17 protein-coding genes are annotated in these 15,446 nt (G+C 31.3%); 14 read left to right on the forward strand and 3 right to left on the reverse strand.

Going from position 1 to position 15,446, the window contains the following annotated elements:
• The first annotated feature begins 172 nt into the window (after nt 1–172).
• From GQF29_RS10570 to GQF29_RS10615, 10 genes are all read left to right on the forward strand, one after another.
• Nucleotides 173–1,069: a transglutaminase-like domain-containing protein gene (locus tag GQF29_RS10570; protein WP_017143940.1), complete on the forward strand. Its 897-nt coding sequence runs from the start codon at nt 173–175 to the stop codon at nt 1,067–1,069.
• A gap of 15 nt (nt 1,070–1,084) precedes the next feature.
• Entirely contained in the window at nt 1,085–2,113 is a 1,029-nt protein-coding gene (locus GQF29_RS10575; protein WP_008787289.1) for a type II secretion system F family protein, read from the forward strand.
• Nucleotides 2,114–2,166: 53 nt separating this feature from the next.
• Nucleotides 2,167–2,463 carry a hypothetical protein gene (locus GQF29_RS10580; RefSeq protein WP_236916420.1) on the forward strand — a complete coding sequence of 99 codons (297 nt, stop codon included), beginning with the start codon at nt 2,167–2,169 and terminating at the stop codon, nt 2,461–2,463.
• On the forward strand, nt 2,460–2,909 hold the full coding sequence (locus tag GQF29_RS10585) for a DUF4860 domain-containing protein (protein ID WP_008787291.1): 450 nt from the start codon (nt 2,460–2,462) through the stop codon (nt 2,907–2,909). Before GQF29_RS10580 ends, GQF29_RS10585 begins: the two co-directional genes overlap by 4 nt.
• Nucleotides 2,910–2,921: 12 nt before the next feature.
• Nucleotides 2,922–3,290 (forward strand): hypothetical protein, encoded by a 369-nt coding sequence (locus GQF29_RS10590; RefSeq protein WP_008787292.1) that lies wholly within the window; start codon nt 2,922–2,924, stop codon nt 3,288–3,290.
• A complete protein-coding gene (locus GQF29_RS10595; RefSeq protein WP_008787293.1) occupies nt 3,283–3,663 on the forward strand; it encodes a hypothetical protein in 381 nt (126 codons plus the stop codon). The genes GQF29_RS10590 and GQF29_RS10595 overlap by 8 nt, the downstream gene beginning before the upstream one ends.
• Nucleotides 3,664–3,666: 3 nt before the next feature.
• The gene (locus tag GQF29_RS10600; RefSeq protein WP_008787294.1) at nt 3,667–4,722 is read left to right on the forward strand and encodes a type IV pilus twitching motility protein PilT; all 1,056 of its coding nucleotides are present in this window, start codon (nt 3,667–3,669) and stop codon (nt 4,720–4,722) included.
• A 173-nt stretch (nt 4,723–4,895) separates the two neighbouring features.
• Nucleotides 4,896–5,264, forward strand: coding sequence for a DUF11 domain-containing protein (locus GQF29_RS10605; protein WP_008787295.1), 369 nt, complete (start codon nt 4,896–4,898; stop codon nt 5,262–5,264).
• Between the two features lie 117 nt (nt 5,265–5,381).
• Complete coding sequence (locus GQF29_RS10610) at nt 5,382–6,143, forward strand: metallophosphoesterase (RefSeq protein WP_008787296.1); 762 nt, start codon at nt 5,382–5,384, stop codon at nt 6,141–6,143.
• Nucleotides 6,140–6,952, forward strand: a complete 813-nt coding sequence (locus tag GQF29_RS10615) for a MurR/RpiR family transcriptional regulator (protein WP_008787297.1) — start codon at nt 6,140–6,142, stop codon at nt 6,950–6,952. Before GQF29_RS10610 ends, GQF29_RS10615 begins: the two co-directional genes overlap by 4 nt.
• Nucleotides 6,953–6,959: 7 nt before the next feature.
• Here GQF29_RS10615 and GQF29_RS10620 read toward each other — a convergent pair whose 3' ends face one another.
• From GQF29_RS10620 to GQF29_RS10630, 3 genes are all read right to left on the reverse strand, one after another.
• Nucleotides 6,960–7,781: a metallophosphoesterase gene (locus tag GQF29_RS10620; protein WP_008787298.1), complete on the reverse strand. Its 822-nt coding sequence runs from the start codon at nt 7,779–7,781 to the stop codon at nt 6,960–6,962.
• Nucleotides 7,778–9,529: a ribonuclease J1 gene (gene rnjA / locus GQF29_RS10625; RefSeq protein WP_017143939.1), complete on the reverse strand. Its 1,752-nt coding sequence runs from the start codon at nt 9,527–9,529 to the stop codon at nt 7,778–7,780. Before rnjA ends, GQF29_RS10620 begins: the two co-directional genes overlap by 4 nt.
• A 99-nt stretch (nt 9,530–9,628) precedes the next feature.
• Nucleotides 9,629–10,501 carry a DegV family protein gene (locus tag GQF29_RS10630; RefSeq protein WP_008787300.1) on the reverse strand — a complete coding sequence of 291 codons (873 nt, stop codon included), beginning with the start codon at nt 10,499–10,501 and terminating at the stop codon, nt 9,629–9,631.
• A 137-nt stretch (nt 10,502–10,638) separates the two neighbouring features.
• On the opposite strand from GQF29_RS10630, the gene GQF29_RS10635 reads away from it, so the two are divergent.
• The 4 genes from GQF29_RS10635 to GQF29_RS10650 all read left to right on the forward strand — a co-directional run bounded on the left by GQF29_RS10635 (nt 10,639) and on the right by GQF29_RS10650 (nt 15,442).
• Nucleotides 10,639–11,460, forward strand: coding sequence for a mechanosensitive ion channel family protein (locus GQF29_RS10635; protein WP_008787301.1), 822 nt, complete (start codon nt 10,639–10,641; stop codon nt 11,458–11,460).
• Nucleotides 11,461–11,681: 221 nt separating this feature from the next.
• Nucleotides 11,682–13,328 carry a peptide ABC transporter substrate-binding protein gene (locus tag GQF29_RS10640; protein ID WP_008787302.1) on the forward strand — a complete coding sequence of 549 codons (1,647 nt, stop codon included), beginning with the start codon at nt 11,682–11,684 and terminating at the stop codon, nt 13,326–13,328.
• Between the two features lie 196 nt (nt 13,329–13,524).
• Complete coding sequence (locus GQF29_RS10645; RefSeq protein WP_008787303.1) at nt 13,525–14,469, forward strand: ABC transporter permease; 945 nt, start codon at nt 13,525–13,527, stop codon at nt 14,467–14,469.
• Nucleotides 14,470–14,473: 4 nt separating this feature from the next.
• A complete protein-coding gene (locus tag GQF29_RS10650) occupies nt 14,474–15,442 on the forward strand; it encodes an ABC transporter permease (protein ID WP_008787304.1) in 969 nt (322 codons plus the stop codon).
• Nucleotides 15,443–15,446 lie beyond the last annotated feature (4 nt).

Genomic DNA, 15,446 nt, shown 5'->3' on the forward strand with positions numbered 1-15,446 from the left:
AATAATTCATAGCAAGGGACAATAGAATGGTTAGAACCGATAATCAAGATTAATGTCTTGATTTTTATGTCTTGATGACTTATAAGTTATATTTTTTATAGGGGTTGTAGGAAAGAATTCCTCAATGGGATAAATTGGTGTATAATGGGGGAAAAGGAGGGTAGTGAACAAAATGAAAAAAGTTTTTTTGTTGATGTTAACATTATCCTGTTTCCTTTTTGGATGTAGTTCGCAAAAAGATGTAAAAGAATATCCGAGTGATTATCCTGATTCTTCAGGTTATGGAATTGATGATATTTATTATCCAGATAATTCAGGACAAAAAATTTTGTCTTCAGATATTGCAAACGTAAATTATTCACATATAGATCAAGGTTATGTTACTGCTTCGCTTAATCATAAAAGTGAGCAGAAAATAAAGTTATTAATTCGTAAAGGTGAAAAAAGTTATTATTATGATTTAATCAATCAGAATCCTGTTGCTTTTCCACTGCAGATGGGAAATGGTAAATATTATTTAGGTATATATGAAAATGTTGAAGGTGATAACTATGCTATGAAAAAATCACTTACATTAGATGTTCAAATAAAAGATGAACTTTCTCCATTTTTATATCCTAATCAATTGGTTGACTATCAGCCAGGTGATAAGATTACTTCAATAGCTATAGATATAGTGAAAAAGGATAAAAATGATCTGCAACGGATTCAAAATATCTATAATTATGTTGTAGATAATATAACATATGACGATGAAAAGGCAGTGGAAGCAACTCAAAAATATTTAATCCCAAATCTAAACAATATTATAAAAAATAAAACAGGTATTTGTTTTGATTATGCTTCTATGATGGTAGCTATGCTAAGAATAAACCATATACCTGCGCGTTTAATTTGTGGTGATACAGATGTGGAATATCATGCCTGGGTAGAAGTTTATATAGAAGGTGAAGGATGGATTAATCCAGATATCTTTATGGATAAAGGAACTTGGACGAGAATGGATCCCACTTTTGCAAGTTCAAAATTTGATTATAATGGTAAGTATCAAGCTATTTATTATTACTAAAGGAGGCTATTTGAGATGAGATTATCTTTAGAAGAAAAATATCAGTTTTCCAATCAGATGGCAATGATTTTAAAAGCAGGATTAAGTGTACAGCAGGGTATTGAAATGATGCAGCAAGATTTAGAGAATCAAAATCTAAAAATAGCATTAGAAGCTATTTTGGGTTATATGAAAGAAGATGCTCATTTAAGCCTAGCGATTGAAAGAACAGGAATGTTTGATGATTATATGGTTCATTTATTAAAAGTTGGAGAAGTGAGCGGACATATTGATGATGTTATGGAGTCGTTGGGTGAATATTATTTACGAATGGATGATATGACTTCTCAACTCCAGCAAGCTCTGACTTATCCTATTATTCTTTTTATAATGATGTTTGTTGTTGTGGGAGTTGTTGTTTTTCAAGTCTTACCTATTTTTGAAAATGTACTTATGAGCTTAGGAAGTCATTTGTCTTCTTTTGCAAGTCGGTTTATGAATTTTGGTCAAATATTTTCTATGTTAGGATTTATGATTTTAGGTATCTTTATGATTATGATCATTTCTTTTTATGTATATGCCAAAAAATCGCATCAAGATATTATGGTTATGTTTGTTCAAAAATCTTGGATAACCAAAAAAATTGCGAATCATATGAATCATGCACAATTGACTTATGCATTATCATTATTTGTTTCAAGTGGCTATGATTTACAGGAAGCAGTTCATTATACAATTGAATTAGTTGATAATTCTCAATTACAAAATCAGTTGAAACAATGTTATCATGATTTAGAACAAGGTGTTTCTTTTGTTGATGCTGTTTCACAACATCAAATCTATAAAGGAATGAAATTAAATATGATTCAGATTGGTTTCCAAACTGGTCAGGTAGATGCAGTTATGAAAACATTGTCTAATCATTATCAAGATGAAGTCAGTCAATCAATAGCTCACTTTTTAAATATTATAGAACCTGCTATAGTGACCTTTCTTTCAGTGATTGTTGGAGTTGTTTTATTATCAGTGATGTTGCCATTAGTCAGTATTATGTCTTCTTTGTAGAAACTTAATTTATAAGTGTCTAGTAGATATGGTGGATAGAGATGGAGGGAATTATGAAAAAAATAATAAAAATTGTTATTTTTATGACGGTTATATTCATGATTGTTTTTGGATTCCAATCTGCACAATCTTATTCTGAAGAGGAGGAGCTTTTGAGAATTAAAGAGACAATTTGGACATTGTGTTTAAAGTGTTATAGTATAGAAGGAAGATATCCTCAAGATATTTATTATCTTAAAGAACATTATGGGTTGTTGTTAAATGAGGATGAATATCCCATTATTTATCATTATGAGGGAGATAATCTGCAACCAACTATTGAGGTTCATCAAAGGGAGAAGACATTATGAGTAGGCATCATCATATACATATATTATTATCATTAACATTATTCTTACTGTTTGTCCTTGGTTCATTCTTTGTTGTAGCATATGAGATTAAAGGGTATCAAAAGTTAAATGAACAATGTCTTTTAGAAGATGATTTGAATATACCATTAGCTTATTTAAATACAAAGTTGAAGGCAATGGATGAAAAAGGGGCTATTTCAGTTGTATCTATACAAGGCAGAAAATGTTTGAAAATGGTTACTACGAAAACAGCAACTTATATATATTATCTCAATGGATACTTGAAGGAATTATATACAGATTTAGATTATCTTCCTTCTTTAGATGAAGGAACAAATTTATTTATTCTTGATGATTTTCAGATAGATAGACAAGAGAATTTATATACTTTTATAGTTAAGAAAGAGCAGTATCAAAAAAGGTTATCAGTTTATTTACATGCTTAGAGGAGGGTGTCTATGAAAGGAAAAAATCAATCTTTTTCGTTTATGATGGAATTGATTATTGTTATTTTCTTTTTTGCATTGTCAACAACTGTATGTATTTCATTTTTAGTCAAAGCAAAAGAAAAACAAATGGATGGAGTTATGATTCAAAATGCTATGTTAGAAATGCAAAGTATGATTGAAACAATGCAGGCTTATCCTCAGACTCCTTTGGAACAACTCTTTAAAGTTGAGAAAATAGATACGAATACATATCAGAAAGAGAATATAAAAATCGTAATATGGGAAGATCAGGTTAAACATGGCGTGATAAGTATTTTTAATCAAGATGATGTCATTTGTGAGACTCCTTTTGTATTGGGAGGGACTTCTCATGGCTAAAAAACGTATATTTTCTCATCTTGGAATTGGTGCACCATTAATTTTTATGATTTTTGTGATTTTGGTTATGTGTATTTTATCAGTTTTGTCTTATTTGAAGGCAAATTCTTTTTATGAAAGTACAATTCGTCAAATGAATATAACAAATCAGTATTATCAGGCAGAATCTCAGCTTTTTAAGTTCTACTATCAGCTAGATATTGACAATATTGATAGTAAACTTAAGAATTGGGAAGGTGATTATAAGAAGAAAAATAATCAATATGTTTTACAAGCAGCAATGAATAATGATTTTAAACTTGAGATGATTATAGAAATAAGTAATAATCAGCTAGAGATAATATCATTGAAAAAGATAAGTGGGAGGGAATAGAAAATGGATGCTAAAGAATTGCTTATGGATGTGGTAAAACGAAATGCTTCTGATGTCTTTATAGTTGCTGGATCACCATGTGCTGTCAAGATTCATGGTAAAATTCAAAAATACAATCAGGAGAAATTGAAACCAGAGGATACAGAACACTTGATTAGAGAAATATATGCTATTGCCAATAAAGATGATATTGATCAATTTATTAGAAATGGAGACGATGATTTTTCATTTTCAATTCCTGGAGTTGGTAGATTTCGTGTAAATGTTTATCGTCAAAGAAACTCATTTGCTGCAGTTTTAAGGGTTGTTAGCTTTGAGATGCCAGATCCTATACGTTTGCATATTCCTGAAGTGATTATCAATTTAGCTCAACTCAAGAAAGGAATGGTTCTGCTTACTGGACCAGCAGGGAGTGGCAAGTCAACAACATTAGCATGTATTATTGATCAAATTAATAAAACACGCGATGCACATATTATAACAATTGAAGATCCAATTGAATATCTTCATACTCACAATCGCAGTATTGTATCTCAACGTGAAGTCTATCATGATACAAGGGATTACATTTCAGCTTTGAAAGCAGCATTAAGAGAAGCACCAGAGGTCATTTTAGTAGGTGAAATGAGAGATCTTGAGACTATTGACATTGCTGTGACTGCTGCTGAAACAGGCCATTTACTTTTCTCAAGTTTACATACAATTGGTGCTGCCAATACAATTGATCGTATGATTGATGTTTTCCCATCTTCACAACAGCAGCAAATAAGGGTACAGTTAGCTATGGTTTTGAGTGCAGTTATTTCACAACAATTAGTCCCTAGTATAGATGGGAAAATGATTCCTGTATTCGAAATTATGATCTGTAATCAAGCTATTAGAACATTAATAAGAGAAGGAAAAACACATCAGATTGATAATGCAATAGCAACAAATAGAAATCAAAATATGATAACAATGGATGATTCACTTTTAGAACTATACAAACACAAGCAAATAACAAAGGAAGTGGCATTAATGTATGCAACAAATCCCACTTTTTTGATAAATAAACTGTAAAATGAACAAAGATTTAAGTCAAAATCAATTGATGACATTGTAGAGATAAGAATATAATTCATAAAAAACAATGAATATTATTTTTGATTAAAAAACTTCCTTATAAATATAAGATGAATGAACAGAAATAAAATAACTCCTTTCATATGATAAAGTGAAAGGAGGTTTTTATTATGGCAATTAATAGAATTGAAAATACTGCACAAATTATATCTGACTGTTTGGTTATTGATAGCAATACAGTAGAAACAATTGTGAGAATACCACCAACAATCTATAAAGAAGTTGATAAATGTGAAGCATGTGTAGGAGACATTTTGACTTATACAATCACAATTAGGAATAATTCATTATGCCCACTTAAGAATATTGTCTTTAATGATCGCATTCCATATGGTACAGATTATATATTGAACACATTTGAAGTTGATGATGTGCCTCAAGTTCCATCAATTGATGATTACACATTATATTACACAATACCAACTATTGAACCAATGGGTACAGTTGTAATTCGATTCCAAGTACAAGTGAGAGAGTAATTATAGAAAGATTCACTGTCATCAGTGAATCTTTTGCCTGTATAATTTTTTAAAATGTGAGTGGCTTTGGTTTATTAAAAAAAATAATTATGGTAAAATATAATAGGGTGATGATATATGGAAAAAAGAATATTTGTTATATCAGATCTTCATGGTCAATTTGTATTATTACAATTATTATTAGATCGCATTGGTTTTAATGATAATGATGAATTATATATATTAGGTGATATTATGGATCGTGGTCCTAATAGTATAGATATTTACTATTTTGTACAGGCAATGGATAATATTCATATGATTAAGGGTAACCATGAAATTATGATGCGTCAGTCTATGCAAACAGCATTGAAATATAATGATTTGGATTCAGAAAGATCAAATCCTTATCGTTTATGGAAACAAAATGGTGCACAGAAAACAGTGAATAGTATCAGAGAGTACCTTCAAAAAGATTGCATTCCTTATGAAGAATATTTTGATCTTAAACAAATGTTTATAAAAGAAGTTATTGCTTTTATTGATTCATTACCAAGTTATATAGAGTTAGATTTAAATGATAAACATTATGTTCTGGTTCATGCAGGTGTTGATCCAGAAATTCCTTTAGAAGAGAATAATGAGGATATACTTGCTTGGATTCGAGAATATTTCTACTTAAATGAAGCAAATCCTAATTATACATACATTTTTGGTCATACCCCTTGTTGTTTTATTAATGATGACCATTCATTTGATATATGGCATGATCCTGATTATCACAATAAGATTGCTATTGACGGGGGATTAGCAGTTGGAAATAAAGGACAGCTTAACTGTTTATGTTTAACAACAGGTGAAGTGACAGTCATCAAGTATGAGGAGGGGCAGCCTAAGTGAGAAGTGCATTTTACAACTTAATTAATTTTATCAACATGACAAATGTGCATGATGTTTATTGGGGAGCTGCAAAAAAAATCCTTCAAAATATATATCAAATTCCACAGAGTACAATTACGGAAGTCGCTGATATGTGTTATGTGTCAACTGCAACGATTTCTCGTTTGTGTAGAAAACTTAATTATGAATCTTTTGCTGATTTCAAGAATGATGTCACAATGAATTTGAATTTCTTTAATCAGGATTCTAAACGTTTATTGTTTGATCATCAGTTACCAGCAAGAGAAACAATTAATGAAGGAAAAGAAATTTTTAAAGATCACTTTCAAAATATTATTCATAATCTACAAGATACATATGACAATATTCAGTATGAAGATTTAATGAAAGTTGTTGATAAAATTCATGAGTCACAAAGAATTTGTTTTGCAGGAAATTTCTTTACTCAATCTGTTTCTATGCAATTACAAATTGCCTTATCATATTTAGGAAAAGATTGTACTGCTATGTATCCTTTAGAACAGCAAAAAGAGATATATAAATCATTGGATTGTAATGATTTAATTATCGTTTCTTCAATTGCAGGAGGATTCTTCCAAGATCATCCTGATGCTATGAGAGCATTAATGAAAACTCCAGCCTATATTATTGTTATCACACAACTTGAAGAATTCTCATTTAGTGATAGAGTAGATATGATCTTACGAGTTGGAAACAATCATTATTCTTTAATTGGCAAATTTTCTATAACTTATATTTTTGAAGTTTTAGAAGCTTTATATCATTTAAAATATGGAACAAGAAAGTAGCAACTCTCTATTGGGAGTTGCTACTTGTATTTAAAGTAATAAAATTAATTTCATTTCTTGCAAGAAACTTATATGGAAATGATGCAGGTCCATGGAAACCATTAGAGACAAGTAAAACTGAATTTGATTCTTCATAAATTCCATGATTATATATTTTGGCATTATCAGGAGCAAGTAAAGCACCATAATAAGGTATATAAATTGAACCGCCGTAACTATGTCCAGATAATTGTAAATCAAGTTTACCTTTGTGATTTTGAAAACTATCTGGCTGATGTGTTATACCAATTTTTATAGTTTTGGTATCTCCTTTCAGCGAGGAGATATCGGTATCTTGATGACATGCAAGAAGAAGAAAACTGGCTTCTTTATAATGGATTGTTCGTGCTGTGTTTTCAAGCACCTCAAAGCCACCATCATTGAGGATTTGTGTCACTTCTAATGATGAAGAATTATCTTTTTCTCCTAATATAGCAAATTTACCATATTTGCATTCAATACTTTTTAAAGCAGCAGAGACATCTTTAGATTCAACAATTGCTCCATCATATAAATCACCACCAAAAATAACCATATCAAAGGGATAACTATTGAGTTTGTCAATCATTTTCTTGAGTCTGCTCACGCTCTCTTTATCTGTGAGATTTGTATCTGATATATATGCAATTTTAAAACCATTAAGTGCCGATGTTACATCTTTGTTGACATAGTTATATGTGGAAAAAGTGTAATCATTTGGTGAAATAGCATATGTATAATAAGCAGTAAAGAATAAACCAAAGACGATTAACAAGAGTATTAATCGTCTTATCAATTTTAGTTTTTTCATGCTTTTTTGTTCATGATAACAGGGATAATCATTGGATTACGTTTTGTTTTTTGATAAAAGTAAGGGCCAAGAGTATCTCTAATTGTATTTTTAATTTCACCAAAGGTCGTCTTTCTTTTTAGAAGTTGCGTTAGCGCTTTACCAACAAGCATTTCTGCTTCTCTTATCATTTCAGTGCTATCTTTCATATAGACAAATCCACGTGACATGATAATTGGTTTGTTTAAAAGGCATCCAGCTCTTGAATCCATTGAAATAAGAACAGAAACCATTCCATCTTCACTTAAGATTTGACGATCACGTAAAACAGCGGTTGATAAACCAGTAATATCATTTCCATCAACATAAATATCATCAACATGAACACGTGGTCCTAAACGTGCTTCTTCATTTCTTAATAATATAGAATCACCATTTGATAACACAAAAGCATTTCCTTTTATTAATCCCACCTCTTCAAAGAGTTTGGCATGAATTTTTAACATACGATATTCACCATGAACTGGGAAGAAATATTTAGGTCTTGTTAATAACAACATTAATTTTTGTTCTTCTTGTGAAGCATGTCCTGATGTATGAAGATTATTAATAGCTTCATTTGTTAAGACTCTAGCTCCAGCACGATAAAGTTTATTGATAACTTTGCTGACACTCCCTGCGTTCCCTGGTATTGGATTTGATGAGAATAAAACAGTATCACCTGATTTGATAGAAATCTGACGATGTGTTCCATTAGCAATACGGCTTAAAGCTGCAAGTGCTTCACCTTGGCTTCCAGTACATAAAATACAAATTTCATTATCTGGTAATCTTTTTGCTTCTTCATTTTTAATAAAGAAACGATCAGGACATTTAATATATCCAAGTTTACGGGATACTTGAATATTGTTTTCCATAGAACGACCAAATACTAAAATCTTACGATTGAATTTAACTGCTGCATCAATAATCTGCTGAACACGATGTACGTTTGATGCAAATGTTGCAACAATTAATCGACCTTCTGTCTTTCTAAATTCTTCTTGAACACTGTAAGCAACTTGCTTTTCACTAATAGAAAAGTTAGGGACTTCAGCATTCGTTGAATCACTTAACAAGAGAGTGACACCAGTCTCACCTAAGAATGACATCACCTGATAATCAGCAGGATCACCAACTGGTGTTAAGTCAAATTTAAAATCACCAGTAGCCACAACTCGACCATTAGGTGTATTGACAATAATCCCTAAAGATTCTGGAATAGAATGGTTTGTTTTAAAGAAACCAATATTGAAGTGTTTTGTTTTAATTTGATATAAATTATCAATTTGTACAAGTTTTGTTGCCTGTGTTAAACGTCTTTCTTCAAGTTTTCTGCGAATCATAGCACATGCTAGTGGTGAGGCATAGATGAAAGGAATGTGTACAACTTGTAATAAGAAGGGAATTCCTCCAATATGATCTTCATGTCCATGAGTAATTAATAAAGCTTTAATTTTCTTTTGATTGCGTTTTAAGTACGAATAATCTGGAATAACATAATCTATTCCTGGTAGTCCATCTTCAGCGAATTTAACACCAGCATCTATAATAATGATTTCATCATCATGTTCAATGCAGTACATGTTCTTTCCGACTTCATTAAGTCCTCCTAGTGCGAAGACTTTTGTATCTAAAGTGTGGCTATCATTTTTTATATTCGATTTCTTGGTTCTATTATAAGGCGTTCTTCTACGTTGAGGAGAACGTTTTTGAGGCATATCTGCCATTGATACTTCACCTTTCTTTCTGTGTTTTTTTATAGTATACCACTTCGTCAACATTTTATAATAAAATGAATGAGAATGGAAGCCATTCTCATCTACATACTAAATAATTTTTTTACAAGCTGCCACTGCTAGAGAATGTGGACCAATATGACAAGCCACACTTAAGGAAAGCGGATCGCATATCACTTCGTGATTTGGAAATGCTTCCTCGACTTGTTTTTTTAATTCAAGGGCTTGATCTCTATCATAAGTATAGGCAACCATAATACGTGCATTATCCATATTTTCTGTATCTGGATCAATTCTTTCTTTGATATCTTTCATTGTAGCATCAATCATAATTTTATTTGCTTTTGCCATTGTGCGTGTCTTTTGGTAAGAATCTAATTTTTCACCCTGAATAGTCAAAATTGGCTTAATCTTTAATAATCCACCTAATGCTGCAGCTGCAGCAGTAATTCTTCCACCCTTTTTTAAATATTCTAAGGTATTGACTGTAATATAAATTGTTGCATTTAATTTATTTTCCATTAAAATGTCATGAATTTCTTTGGCGTTCTTTCCCTGTTTAGAGAGTTCTAATGCATCAAGGACATCATATTTTTGAGTTACAGAAATACGTTGAGAATCAACAACATAAACTTTTCCTTTGTATTCATCTTCTTCTGCTAACATCAATGCTGTTTGACACGAACCACTTAGACCACTAGACATTGGAATGTGTACAATCTGATCATAATCTTTTAAAATATTATCAAAAAGTTGAGTGACTTCACCAACTGCTGGTTGAGAAGTAAATACTTCCGCATTATTCATTAATTTATCATAAAACTCCTCTTGTGAGAGATTGATATCTTCTTTATATTCTTGACCATCAATAGTAAAAGGCATAGGTAGGACGAAAACGCCGAGTTTATTGGCTTCGTCTTGAGTGATACCACTATTACTATCAGTCAATATAGCGACTTTCATGAGATTCCTCCTTATTTATTGTATGTAATTTGACATTACTATTTTATCTTATTTATAAAATAATGCAACCTTTTTGTATTAGGGATGTTGGATTATTCAAGGAACTTGTATATAATAAAGAGAAAAGGAGTGATTTTATGGAAAAAATTTTTTCATATTTAATAGATAAGTATAGTGGAGTAGGCAAAAACTTTATTGATGCTTTTTTGATTTTTTTATTTGGATGGTATGGTATAAAGATTTTAATACATTTTATTGTCAAGATGATGAATCGTTCACATATTGATCCTATTGTGATTAATTTTGTGAAATCTATTATTCATATCGGCTTAAAAATTATTTTGTTAATTACTGTTATTGCTCAATTAGGTGTTCCTGTAACTTCTTTTGTTGCTGTCCTCACAACAGCTGGAGCTGCAATTGTTTTAGGGTTGCAAGATTCTATGAAAGGTATTGTTTCGGGGATTGTTATTTTGTTTGCTAAACCTTTTGTGAAAGGTGACATTATTGAAGTGAATACATATATTGGGAAAATACAGGAAATTCAATTATTATATACTATTCTAATGACATTTGATAATAAGATGGTTGTCATTCCTAATAATGAATTGGCTTCGTCAACTTTCGTCAATTATTCACATGAAGATAAACGTCGAGTCGATATGACTATAGATATCCATTATCATAATGATGTCGAACTTGCTAAAAAATTGATTATGAATGTCATTAATCAACATCCATATACTTTAAAAGAACCTTTGGTGTATGTAAGAGTCAGTGAATATCGTGAAAATTCAATTGCAATTTCATTGCGAGTTTGGACAGAAACAGAACACTATTATGATCTTAAAGATGATCTTACAGAGCAGATTAAAAAGGCCTTTGATCGTGAGGGAATAGTCATTCCATACTCACAATTAGATGTCCACGTTCATAACTCTGATGAGACACAAAATTAACTAAATTTAGCAAATTTCAAAATTATTTCACAAGATGCAATTGTTTAAACAATGAAACATTCATTATTTTGGTAGAAAATTCTTATATTTAGAATTTTAAAGTGTTAATTTGTCTTTTTTATACAAAAAAATAAAAAATGTATAGAATTGAATACAATCTTATGATAGAATACTCATATACTAAAAGTTTGACTTTTAGGGGAAAAAAGAGGAGGAAGAATATGAAATTCAAAAAATTGCTTGTCGGTGTATTAGGCGTAGCAATGTCAGTAACCTTATTAGCTGGCTGTGGAGGCGACAAAGGTAAGACTGGTTCTGCCAGCAAAGACATTGTTATCAACTTACAAACTGAACCTAAAACATTAAACTCAATTAAAGCAACTGGTTCAATTGACGGGAACGTATTAAGACAATGTATGGAAGGGTTAGTTGTTTTAGATGAAAATGATAAACCTGAACCAGGTGTTGCAAAAGAATGGAAAGTATCAGATGATAAATTAACTGTTACTTTCAAATTAAGAGACAATGCTGTATGGTCAAACGGAGAAAAAGTAACTGCACATGACTTTGTTTTCGCTCTTGATCAATTATTCTATTTAAAAAACGGTGCTGAATATGCTGGAACTTGGGCTCCATTAATTGAAGGTGCTTCAAACATTTTAAAACAAAAAGATAAAGCTGGATGGGAGAAAGCAAAGAAAAATGCTGGATATAAAGCTTTAGATGATTATACTTTAGAATTTAAATTAACTGGACCTTATGATTACTTCGTAGGTTTAACTGCTTATCAAAGTTTCTTCCCAGTTAATGAAAAAGGATTTAATGATGCTGGTGGATATGATAAATATGCAACAGAAGCAGATAAAATTGTAACTAATGGTGCATTCAATTTAACTTCTTGGACTCACCAAGACAATATTGTCTTAGAAAAGAATGATAAATACTGGGATGCAGACAATATTAAAATTGACAAATGTACAATGAGAATGATCACTGATACAAATACTATTATGAATGAATTCAAAGCTGGAAATCTTGATATGGCTGGATTTACTGGTGAACAAACTCAACAATTGAAAAAAGAAGGAACTGAAATGTTACAATATGATGACGGTGGTAACTTCTATTTAGAATTCAATACAAAAGAAAAAGGTTTAAATAATGCAAAAGTGCGTAAAGCCTTAACAATTGGTATGGGTGCTGAAGGATTTGTTAAGAGTATCTTACAAAATGATTCTTATGTAGCAACTTCATTTACACCAAAAGCTATTGCTCAAGGAGAATTCAAAAAAGCTGTTGGTGATTTAATTGAAAGACCTGCTAATAATGATTACACTGAGACTAAGAAATTATTAGAAGAAGGTTTAAGAGAAGAAGGATTAACATTAGAAACTTTCAAAATCACTATGATTGCTGATGAAGGTGACAGTGTTGCTCGTATGTGTGCTTATGTGCAAGAACAATTAAAACAAAACTTAGGTGTTAAGATGGAAATTAACCAATTAACATACAAAGCTAGACTTCAAGCTATGACAGATAAACAATTCTCTGTAGTTATGGCTGGTTGGGGTCCAGATTATAATGACCCAATGACTTTCATGGATTTATGGGTTACAGATGGTGGAAACAACCACACATCATGGTCAAATGCTAAATATGACAAATTAATTGAAGATGCAAGAAAAGAAGCTGATACAGCAAAACGTACTCAATTATTAGTTGATGCTGAAAAATTATTAATGGAAGAAATGCCTGTTGGTCCTATCTATTGCCGTGTGAGAGATTACGCAGTTTCTCCTAAATTAAAAGGAATGTTAAGAACTGCTTTCCAAGATATTGATATCACTGGATGCTATATTGAAGGATAATTAAATGGCGCGTTAAGGGCTATTGAAAAATAGCCCTTATATTTTGTTATATTGTCTAAAAATGTATTTTTATGATAAATAATATTTGACTTAATGGTTGAAGTTATATATAACATTACTATGACAATATAGTTGTGTTATATATAACTTTATATTTGGCGTAGGTAAAGTTATAAAGAAGATAAGGAGTGGAGTCATGAAAAAATATATTCTAAAAAGAATTGTTTACGCAGTGATCACTATATTTTTGTTAATGCTATTAACTTATTTTATGATGCATGCATTGCCTGGTGATCCTTTTGTAGGAGAGAAGGCAGTAAGTGAAGCAACCCGAGAAGCATTAAGAATTAAATATGGGTTAGACAAATCTGTTATTGAACAGTTTTTTATGTATGTCATGAATGTTTTTCAAGGAGATTTAGGAACATCATTAGGTTCTAATCGTCCTGTTCTTACAATTGTTACAGAAGCTTTTCCATATTCATTTGAATTAGGAATTCGTTCACTTATTTTTGCCACAGTTGGTGGAGTTGGTTTAGGAGCATTCGCTGCTGTAAAACGTGGTAAAAAAGGTGATACAATTGCAATGTTAATTGCAGTTATTGGTGTTTCTGTCCCAAGTTTTATTGTTGCAGCTTTGTTACAATATTTTGTATCTTTAAAATTACAACAGGCTATAGGTATTCAAATTTTTGCCATTTCAGGTTGGTCAGATGAATTTTCAAAATGGTTACCATCATTGGCACTTGCATTTGGATCGTTAGCAACAATTTCACGTTTGATGAGAACGAGTATGTTAGACGTTTTGAGTTCTGATTATATTAAGACTGCGAAAGCCAAAGGGCTATCAAACAAAACGATAGTATGGAGACATGCTATTAGAAATGCGATTATGCCAGTTATTACAGTTTTAGGGCCAATTGCTGCCTCTGTGTTAACAGGAGCTTTCGTTGTTGAAAAAGTATTTGCAATTCCTGGTATGGGTAAATTCTTTGTTGATGCAATTACACAAGCAGATTATCCAATGATTGCAGGTAGTACATTGTTTTACGGTGTCTTTTTGATTATTGCAACTTTAATCGTAGATATTTTATATGGAGTGATTGACCCTCGTGTCAACATTGCCGATAGTAAGGAGTAGTATGATGGAAGAATATAAAATGAATGAAGAACTATTAGTCAATAGTCCTATTGATGCGAGTGAATTTGAGCATATTGGACAAGATTTAGGAAGTTTAAATGAAATAGTACGACCAAGTACAAGTTTCTGGAAAGATGCGTTTGGTCGTATCAAAAGAGATAAAGTTGCAATTACACTTGTATGTACATTGGCTGTTATTGCTGTTTTAGCAATTATTGTTCCAATGGTTTCGCCATACAATATGGCTGAACAACATTTACAACATACTAATCAGGGCATGTTCTTTAGTGATGCAACATGTTTCCATATTTTTGGAACAGACAATTTAGGGCGTGATATTTTTGTACGTATTTTTGAGGGTGCAAGAGTTTCATTGTTTATCGCATTTGCTGCAGTTATTGCCAATTGTTTTATTGGGATTGTCTATGGTGGAATCTCAGGTTATTTTGGTGGAACAATTGATAATGTTATGATGCGTATTGTTGAAATTATTAATGGTATTCCATACTTATTAATTGTTATTTTATTGATGATGGTATTACCAAGAGGGACAATGACAATCATTACAGCATTAGTGGCTGTAGGATGGGTTGGAATGGCTCGTTTGGTACGTGGTGAAGTTATGCGTTTGAAAGAACAGGAGTTTGTGATTTCAGCGAGAACAATGGGTGCGAGTGCAACAAGAATTATTTCTAAACACTTAGTTCCTAATATTTTATCAATTGTTGTTGTTAATTTAACATTATCAATTCCAAGTGCTATCTTCAATGAAGCATTCTTATCTTTTATTGGTTTAGGAGTTCCTATTCCACTTGCTTCTTGGGGAACATTAGCAAATGAAGGAGTTGTTGTTTTCCAAACTCAGCCAATCCAATTAATTATTCCAGCATTCTTTATTAGTATTACAATGTTGAGCTTTAATTTATTGGGTGACAAATTGAGAGATGCGTTTGATCCAAAATTAAGGAGGTAAGAGA

This window comes from Coprobacillus cateniformis, from assembly GCF_009767585.1.
GTDB lineage: Bacteria > Bacillota_I > Bacilli_A > Erysipelotrichales > Coprobacillaceae > Coprobacillus > Coprobacillus cateniformis.